At 39.9% G+C, this 8,499-nt stretch carries 8 protein-coding genes; 4 read left to right on the forward strand and 4 right to left on the reverse strand.

Annotation, left to right across the window (positions count from 1 at the left end):
* Positions 1 to 20: 20 nt before the first annotated feature.
* The 4 genes from ACILQF_RS07490 to uvrB all read right to left on the reverse strand — a co-directional run bounded on the left by ACILQF_RS07490 (position 21) and on the right by uvrB (position 5,303).
* Positions 21 to 2,525 carry a YfhO family protein gene (locus tag ACILQF_RS07490; RefSeq protein ID WP_395626797.1) on the reverse strand — a complete coding sequence of 835 codons (2,505 nt, stop codon included), beginning with the start codon at positions 2,523 to 2,525 and terminating at the stop codon, positions 21 to 23.
* A 168-nt stretch (positions 2,526 to 2,693) separates the two neighbouring features.
* Positions 2,694 to 2,945, reverse strand: a complete 252-nt coding sequence (locus ACILQF_RS07495) for a DUF4834 family protein (protein ID WP_395626798.1) — start codon at positions 2,943 to 2,945, stop codon at positions 2,694 to 2,696.
* A 78-nt stretch (positions 2,946 to 3,023) separates the two neighbouring features.
* A complete protein-coding gene (locus tag ACILQF_RS07500; protein WP_395626799.1) occupies positions 3,024 to 3,224 on the reverse strand; it encodes a YwbE family protein in 201 nt (66 codons plus the stop codon).
* Between the two features lie 48 nt (positions 3,225 to 3,272).
* Entirely contained in the window at positions 3,273 to 5,303 is a 2,031-nt protein-coding gene (gene uvrB / locus ACILQF_RS07505) for an excinuclease ABC subunit UvrB (protein WP_395626800.1), read from the reverse strand.
* Between the two features lie 391 nt (positions 5,304 to 5,694).
* On the opposite strand from uvrB, the gene upp reads away from it, so the two are divergent.
* The 4 genes from upp to ACILQF_RS07525 all read left to right on the forward strand — a co-directional run.
* Positions 5,695 to 6,339, forward strand: coding sequence for a uracil phosphoribosyltransferase (upp, locus tag ACILQF_RS07510; protein ID WP_395626801.1), 645 nt, complete (start codon positions 5,695 to 5,697; stop codon positions 6,337 to 6,339).
* Positions 6,340 to 6,405: 66 nt separating this feature from the next.
* Entirely contained in the window at positions 6,406 to 7,098 is a 693-nt protein-coding gene (locus ACILQF_RS07515) for a YjjG family noncanonical pyrimidine nucleotidase (RefSeq protein WP_395626802.1), read from the forward strand.
* Positions 7,095 to 7,613, forward strand: coding sequence for a DinB family protein (locus ACILQF_RS07520; RefSeq protein ID WP_395626803.1), 519 nt, complete (start codon positions 7,095 to 7,097; stop codon positions 7,611 to 7,613). The genes ACILQF_RS07515 and ACILQF_RS07520 overlap by 4 nt, the downstream gene beginning before the upstream one ends.
* Positions 7,614 to 7,783: 170 nt before the next feature.
* A partial coding sequence (locus ACILQF_RS07525) for a DUF6427 family protein (protein ID WP_395626804.1) occupies positions 7,784 to 8,499 on the forward strand: 716 nt, incomplete at its 3' end.

Genomic DNA, 8,499 nt, shown 5'->3' on the forward strand with positions numbered 1-8,499 from the left:
GTTCAACCCCGCCCACACTACTACTTTTTCCCTGTGGTCGGTGTTGTCACCGTACCACTAATATTCTTCACTTCCAAAAATATGGCATATCCTAAGGAAAGCACCAAAAGTATCGAAGCGATTAATGAAATGATCTCTCCGGTATAGTAAGAGGTAGGTTCAAATTTAAATTCTAATTTATGATTACCTCCAGGCAATTGTGCAGCACGTAAGATGTAATCTGCACGGAAATAAGGTATCTTTTCGCCATCTACATAAGCATTCCAGCCTTTATCATACCAAATTTCAGAGAATACCGCCAAGGCATCACGCCCACTTGAGTATTCATAAGTCATATGATCTGGGTGATAATTGGTCAATCGGATGAAGCCATTTTCATCAAAGCCTATTTTACTTGCATCAATTAAAGGCTTAAATTTCTCATCTACAACCATCACTTTTTTAGGATCGAAGCTGCTGATAGCCATCATTTCTTCATCTGCATTTTTTACGTACTCTACCTGCGGAACAAACCAAGCATGCCCAGCCGCTGTAGAGCGATTGATCATGGTTTGTTTATCTCCATTTTGATCAGAAGTAATTAAGTACTTGGTATTGAGCATGTCTAGAACATCCTCATTGATAGCTCCATTAAACTGTTTGTCTAATATTTCCTGGTATCGCTTCAGTTTAGCGGCATGGTAACCTCCAATGCTTTTGTGGAAATAAGATGACATGGAATTGGAGAATGGATTGCCTTGTGTAAGGTCCAGTACTCGATAATAGGACTGATCCCTCATGATCAACTGATCCACATCTCTAGGTTGTGATTGCTGTGCTAGAACGTTTGCATCAACAAATTTCTCATTATTCAAATAGCGTCTATCGATATTCCAAAGGTCGGCAAGCACGATTACTGCCAAAGCAATAAAAACAATTTGCGGATTCAATTTCTTCTTGATCAGTGCCCAGATTAATCCAGCGCCTAACAAAACGAATAGGAGGGAACGGAATGCATCTGCTCTTGCCAAGCTAATTCTATCTTGTACCAATGCGGAATAAATGGCATCGGCAAAACCCTTATCCCCATTTGTAATTTGCATCAAGCGTTCTGTGAAAAATGCATCGTTTTGCGATTTAAAGCTCAAAAATGCATCAGGCAGTACCATTAAAATTAATAATAGTCCGCCGCAAATAGCCAAGCTATAAACCAAACTTTTTTGCAATTTCTGAGGCTCACCATTTGCTACGCTAGCCTCTTTTACTGCTAAAATTGCTAGTACAGGCACCAAAAAGGCAACGATTACTAAAATGGACTCTACCGCCCTAAATTTATTGTAAAGTGGGAAGTAGTTGAAGAATAGATCTGAAAGGAATGGTAAATGTCTTCCAAAAGAAAGCAGGAGACATAAAATACTGGCACTTAAGATCCACCATTTTATTCTGTTCTTTACGATGAAAAGACCCAAAATAAACAGAAAACAGATGCTTGCACCGAAATACCAGGGACCAGAAGTGAATTGTTTATCACCCCAATAGGTGCTTAAGCCTACGGATGATAATTGCTGTATTGCCGGTAGAATTTGCTCTCCAGGAATACCTTTTGAAGATAAAACTTTGGCTACCTCCGATTTTTCATCCAGATTGGCTCCCGAAGCACCGCCATAAATATTAGGAGCTAAAAAGGTTAGACTTTCACCCACGCCTTGGCTCCATTGATAGGCATAATCTCTATCAAGTCCGTTGCTTGGTGCCGTTTTATCACTTGTTAAATTTGACTTGCCACGAATGGTTTCTGTACTGTATTCGTAGGTAGTCCAGAGCATACCTGCATTTACTGCCACCGCAAGTAAAGCAGCCGCAGCCAGGTAAGTGAACGATTTAATGAAATCCTTTGTTTCTTTATTTTTCAGGGCATGATATAATTCAATTCCCACATAAATTAGTAATGCGATGAACAAGTAGTAGGTCATCTGGATATGATTCGTTCTAATTTCAACAGCTAAAAATAGGGCAGTTAAAACAGCTCCCAAAAGATATTTTTTCCTGAATGTAAGGATGATACCCGCTAAAATTGGTGGAAAAAAGGCGATTGCCATGGCTTTATTGCTGTGGCCTGCATCAATAATTTGAAAATTATAGGATGAAAATGCAAAGGCAATAGCACCGGCTGCAGCAAGCCAAGGATTGATTCTTAGCACGCAGAATAATAAATATGCTCCTAAAAGATATAAAAGAACGGTATCAATTGGATTCGGAAAAACAGTTTTGAAGAATGAAATAACGTAGGTTGTTACGTTATTTGGGTACTGCACCCATATTTGGAAAGCGGGCATACCACCAAACATTGAATTAGTCCACAGCGGACCTTTTCCATCGCTAGCTTTATAATCCATAATTTCCTTTTGCATACCCTTGGCCATCAGTACATCGCTCTGATACAAGGACTTACCTTGTAGCGCCGGACTGAAATACACGAAGCAAAGCGCGATAAATATTCCTATAATGGCTAGATGTACACCATTGTTTTTAAACCAGTTATTCATTCTGCATAAATTAATTGAAGGTCAAAAATAGAAAAAAGCTCAAACCTGCAATGCGTGTAATTGAGCTTTCTGAAAATAAATCTAATGAAATTATTGATTAATGCGAATTTAAGCTGTTAAACAAGCTTTTTATCATTAAGATTTTTTAGAAATGAGAATGGTATGAGATCAAGGAGTTTTAATCTCTTCGTAATCCACAAAATCGCCGGCATCAACAACCTTCGACTTAACCTTTGGAGGCATATAATCAACTTTGATGCGGCCTTCGGGTGTAGGATTTTGCTCTTGATATCTCTGATTGGCCTGATTTTGCGCTTTGGTCATCATTTTTTGGAATAAAACGGGTAAAAGCAAACGGGCAATCATACGGATTAACCATAAAATGCAGATGGTAACGAATAAAAATTTTAATAATCCCATGTAAAAAATTATATAATGCAAAGATAAGAGATAATTTTTTGATTAGCCTTGAATCATATTAAATGTTACAATTATTGGTCAGATTCCCTCTTCGATAGAAACCACGCGACCAACCTGACCATCCTCCAACCTAACTTTTATCCCACGGGAATGGAAGGCTGCACTAGTCAATAGGCTTTGAACAATACCTCTAGTTTTGTTTCCACTGCGCTGATCCTTTTTGAGTATGATTTCTACGTCAAGTCCGGGATAAATATCTTTTCTATTCTGACCGTTCATTCAATTATTTACTAATTTTTATGTTGTATGGATTTATTTACTCGCCAATCAAGGGAATCGTTGTTCCATAATTTGCTCTAGCGCATACATTTCATCTCTCATTTTTGCGGCCATAAGGAAGTCCATCTCTTTAGCCGCCAGCACCATTTCTTTTTTGGTTTTATCGATTGATTTTTGAAGCTCGGGTTTGGTCATGTATTGAACAATCGGATCAGCGGCCAAACTATCCGTCATCTCCTTCTCAATGTAAGCTTTCTGAACACCTCCTTTAAAATCCATCACGGAGGTCTGCTCGATAATGGCTTCGCGCGATTTCCCCACCGTACGAGGAGTAATTCCATGCTCTATGTTGTAGGCCATTTGTTTCTCGCGCCTGCGGTTGGTTTCATCAATGGTAACACGCATGCTATTTGTAATTTTATCGGCATACATAATTACCCGTCCGCGATCATTTCTAGCAGCCCTACCAATGGTTTGAATTAAAGAGCGCTCCGAGCGAAGGAAACCTTCCTTGTCGGCATCCAGAATAGCAACTAATGACACTTCCGGCAAATCCAAGCCCTCACGAAGAAGGTTAATGCCAATTAATACATCAAAAACACCCAGTCGCAAGTCTCTGAGAATTTCTACACGCTCCATAGTTTTTACTTCAGAGTGAATGTATCTCACCTTTATCCCAAGGCGGTCCATATATTTTGTGAGCTCTTCCGACATGCGCTTAGTGAGGGTTGTCACCAGAATGCGGTCGCCCATTCTAACCGTTTTGTCAATTTCATCCAATAAATCATCCACCTGATTGCCAACGGGCCTGATCTCAATAATGGGGTCTAGTAGTCCCGTAGGGCGTATAACCTGCTCCACGAAAACACCTTCCGTACGCTCCATTTCATAGTCGCCGGGAGTAGCACTCACATAAATTGTTTGTGGGGCGAGCGACTCAAATTCATTGAAATTCAGCGGTCGATTGTCTAGTGCTGCGGGTAATCGAAATCCATAATCTACCAAAGAAAGCTTTCTAGAGCGGTCGCCACCATACATGGCACGTATTTGCGGTACCGTGGCGTGGCTCTCATCAATCACCATGAGGTAATCTTTGGGGAAGTAATCCAGCAGACAGAAGGGGCGCATTCCTGGTGTTCTTCCATCAAAAAAGCGCGAATAATTTTCTATTCCACTGCAATAGCCCAGCTCGCGAATCATCTCCAAATCATAATTCACCCTTTCTTCTAGTCGCTTAGCTTCTAAAAAGCGTTTTTCATTAATAAATTGCTGCTTGCGGCTCTCGAGCTCCTCCTGAATCGACCAAATGGACTCTGTAAAGCGTTCTTTGGGTGTAACGAATAAATTGGCCGGAAAGATGGCCATGTGCGACATCTTTTCGATGGTTTTTCCTGATGCTGGATCAATGGTAGTTAGCTCCTCAATATCATCCCCAAAAAATGAAACACGATAGGCAAAATCCATGTAGGCCGGATAAATATCTACGGTATCGCCCTTCACACGGAAAGTTCCACGGCGGAAATCGGTGGTTGTTCTGGAGTATAAAATTTCAACTAATCGATGTAAAAAAGCATTGCGGCTCACTTTTGTCCCAACAGCAAAACGAAACACAGAATTGGCAAAATCTTCGGGATTTCCCATACCATAAATGCAGGATATGGATGAAACGACGATAATATCCCTTCTCCCCGACATGAGTGCAGAGGTAGTACGAAGTCGAAGTTTTTCAATTTCCTCGTTGATTTGCAGATCCTTCTCGATATAGGTATTCGAAGAGGCGATATAGGCTTCTGGCTGGTAGTAGTCGTAGTAGGATACAAAATAATTAACCGCATTCTCCGGAAAAAACTGCTTAAACTCCCCATAGAGCTGTGCCGCAAGTGTTTTATTATGGCTAAGCACTAGAATTGGCTTCTGTGTTTCTTGAACCACATTGGCAATGGTGAAGGTCTTACCCGAGCCGGTTACACCCAGTAAAGTTTGATAATGATCGCCATTATTTATTCCTTCAACCAGCTGCCTGATGGCTTCTGGCTGATCGCCTGTAGGTTTATATTCGGATGTGAGTTTAAATTCCATGGGTTCTTACAAAGATAAGAAAAGAAGTCTTGAGTACGGCGCACTGGCTTATTATGATTTGATGTCCTCTGGTCGGTCCTCTGGTCGGTGTTGTCACCGTACCAGCCTCATTCCTACCAGCTATCCCTAGTCTACCAGCTTCGTAATGGTACGGTGAAAACACCGACCACAGGGGTACGGTGACAATACCGATCACAGGGTTACGGTGACAACACCGATCACAGGGGATAGTGGTACGCTGACAACCGGCCACATGCTAGTCCGAGCTGGCGAGTATTGGGCACGATCTATGTAGCAGTCTTGTTCAGATATAATTTAATATGCTATCATAATAATGATTATTTAACTCGTCAAAATTAGCTTCAAAAATAAATAATTCTTAAATTTAACTATGGCATTTATACTCAGCGAAACCCCCTCAATAGCGAATCATTTTATTGCAGAATTACGTGATTCGGAGATTCAACAAGACAGCATGCGCTTCCGCAGAAATATGGAACGCCTAGGTGAAATATTTGCTTTTGAGATTAGTAAGGGCTTGAATTTTGTCGAGACCGAGTTTGAAACTAGTCTCGGGACTGCCCCAATCGATATTTTACAAGAGCAGCCCGTTTTGGCAACGATATTAAGAGCAGGCCTACCCTTGCACCAGGGAATGCTTAACTATTTCGACAAGGCCGACTCAGCATTTATTGCGGCCTATCGAAAAACAACCAAGGGGCATGATTTTATCATCGAGATCGAATATATTTCTACCCCCACCTTGGATGGTAAGGTTGTGATTTTGGCCGATCCGATGATTGCAACCGGCGAAAGCATGGTTTTATGTTGTAAGGAGTTGCTACGGAAATACACGATTAAAGAGCTGCACATTGTCGGAATTATTGCCAGCAAGGTGGGCATTGAACATGTTAAGGCGAATCTTCCGCAGGCAAAACTTTGGATTGGTGCTTTAGATGAGGAGCTGACCACCAAATCTTATATAGTTCCCGGATTGGGTGATGCAGGTGATTTAGCTTATGGCGTGAAAGAATAACCTTAAAATTTAAATTTTTTAATGCAAAGCCTAATATTAGCGTATTTTTGAGGATATATTTTTTAAATGCATTACAAACACCTTTTCTTCGACCTCGACCATACCATTTGGGATTTTGATAAAAATGCAGAAGAAACGCTGCATGAACTCTACCATACGTATAAACTTCAGGATTTGGGCCTCCATTCTGCCGACAAATTTATTGAAAGGTATACCCTCAATAACCATCAGCTGTGGGCAGATTATCACCTAGGTAAAATTACCAAGCAGGTGCTTCGTGAAACCCGATTTTCGAAGACATTTACTGATTTAGGCATTTCTCCAGAACATATTCCACATCAATTTGAGGATGATTACGTAAATATTTGTCCCACAAAAACCAATCTCTTCCCCAAAACTCATGAGACCCTAACTTACCTCAAAAACAAGTATAGCATGCATGTGATTTCCAATGGTTTTAAGGAATCTACAGAGATGAAAATTCATAATAATGGATTGGGAATTTACTTCGATAATGTCATTATTTCGGAGGTTATAGGGATAAATAAGCCCGACAAGGCCATTTTTGATCATGCTTTAAGTCTCGCTCAAGCGGATGTTTCTGAAAGCTTGATGATTGGCGACAGCATTGAAGCAGATATTAGAGGCGCTCAAAACTTTGGGATGAAGGCAATTTATTTCAATCCCGAAGGTAAAGAAGCGCCGGAAGATGTAGCGCATCAGATACAATGCTTGAGCGAGCTAAGGGAATTTTTATGAGTGCTGAACGCAATTACCAATCCTTGATGAAGGCTGTAGCCATCTATGAAAATCTTCTCAAAGAGCTTTCTGAAGATGTTTTTCAAAAAAATCCGCCAGATGCTAGCTGGTCCTATTCGGAAACCTACTCCCATATTTTTTCGTCGGGATTATTATCTCTTACGGCTATTCAGAGCTGCATTGATCATGAAGGAGAGGCTAGTAAAAAACGTATTTATTGGGTCGCGGGACTAATATTATTTTTTGGGAGCTTTCCTCCGGTTAAAATCAAAGCACCCAAACGAATTGCGGCCTTGGTAAAAAAGATCAGTAAAAAAGAGGCTGAGGATTTACTAATGAAATTCAAAACAAGACTGACCGAAATCCAAAGTCAGATTCATTTGGCTGATCCCAACCAAAAAATTGAACACCCACGCCTAGGATTTCTAAACGGGCAGCAATGGCTCCGCTTTATCGAAGTTCATACCATACATCACACCAAACAGCTAAAACGAATAAATAAACATTGGAGCTAATAATCTCTAATTCAATTATTTAAATATAAAAGAATAGACATTTTAAGTTTTTAATACTCCTTAACAGTCGGTATTGTGGCCCTTTTTGCCCTCCATGGCCATAATGCATCTAAATTATATTGCTAACTTTGATTAGTAAATCAAAATTTTCAAGAAAATCAATAAAATAGATGATTCAGCAGTTCAGAAGCCTTAATCCTTTAAACATCATTCTTCTGATTGTAGTGGCTTTTTTGTTGAGAATAGAGATTTTCATCAATCTACCTCAAGACATTGGTTTTGAGTTTATGGAACCTTTTTCGAGGTTATTACTAGATATACCTGACAAAACAGGTATTAGTCCCCTGAGTAACCTCCTAATTGCCCTCCTGATTTTAATCGTTCAGGCGCTCATCTTTAACCGAATCATTAACGCTTACAGCCTCCTAGGTAAACAAACTTTCTTACCCGCCTTACTTTATGTAACCATAGGAAGTTTACTTAGCCCCTTTTTAATATTAAGTCCCACCTTAATTTGCAACTTCTTAATCCTCATCATGATTGAGCGCTTTCTAAGTGTTTATAAAAAACAAGAGGTGAGCTCAGTAATGTATGATTTAGGAATGCTTGTGGCATTAGGAACCTTACTTTATTTCCCTTTTATTGCCATGTTACCATTGATGTGGATTAGTTTAATCATTTTCCGACCATTTAATTGGAGGGAGTGGGTGGCCGTAATCATAGGATTCTTGACTATTATTTTCTTCTTGGCAGTTTATTATTTCTGGAACGATTCCTTAGTTCAATTTTATCAAATATGGCTGCCTTTGGGAAGTAAATTCCCGACTAAATTCGACGTTAATTTCTATGATTTATTGGTTTTAGTGCCTGTTGTAATTATACTTTT

The organism is Daejeonella sp., from assembly GCF_044232565.1.
Lineage (GTDB): Bacteria > Bacteroidota > Bacteroidia > Sphingobacteriales > Sphingobacteriaceae > Daejeonella.

What these genes read in the sequence shown, in the direction of transcription:
- ACILQF_RS07490 (WP_395626797.1), bottom strand. Translation starts at nt 2,525, where the DNA reads ATGAATAACTGGTTTAAAAACAATGGTGTACATCTAGCCATTATAGGA.
- ACILQF_RS07495 (WP_395626798.1), bottom strand. Translation starts at nt 2,945, where the DNA reads ATGGGATTATTAAAATTTTTATTCGTTACCATCTGCATTTTATGGTTA.
- ACILQF_RS07500 (WP_395626799.1), bottom strand. Translation starts at nt 3,224, where the DNA reads ATGAACGGTCAGAATAGAAAAGATATTTATCCCGGACTTGACGTAGAA.
- uvrB (WP_395626800.1), bottom strand. Translation starts at nt 5,303, where the DNA reads ATGGAATTTAAACTCACATCCGAATATAAACCTACAGGCGATCAGCCA.
- upp (WP_395626801.1), top strand. Translation starts at nt 5,695, where the DNA reads ATGGCATTTATACTCAGCGAAACCCCCTCAATAGCGAATCATTTTATT.
- ACILQF_RS07515 (WP_395626802.1), top strand. Translation starts at nt 6,406, where the DNA reads ATGCATTACAAACACCTTTTCTTCGACCTCGACCATACCATTTGGGAT.
- ACILQF_RS07520 (WP_395626803.1), top strand. Translation starts at nt 7,095, where the DNA reads ATGAGTGCTGAACGCAATTACCAATCCTTGATGAAGGCTGTAGCCATC.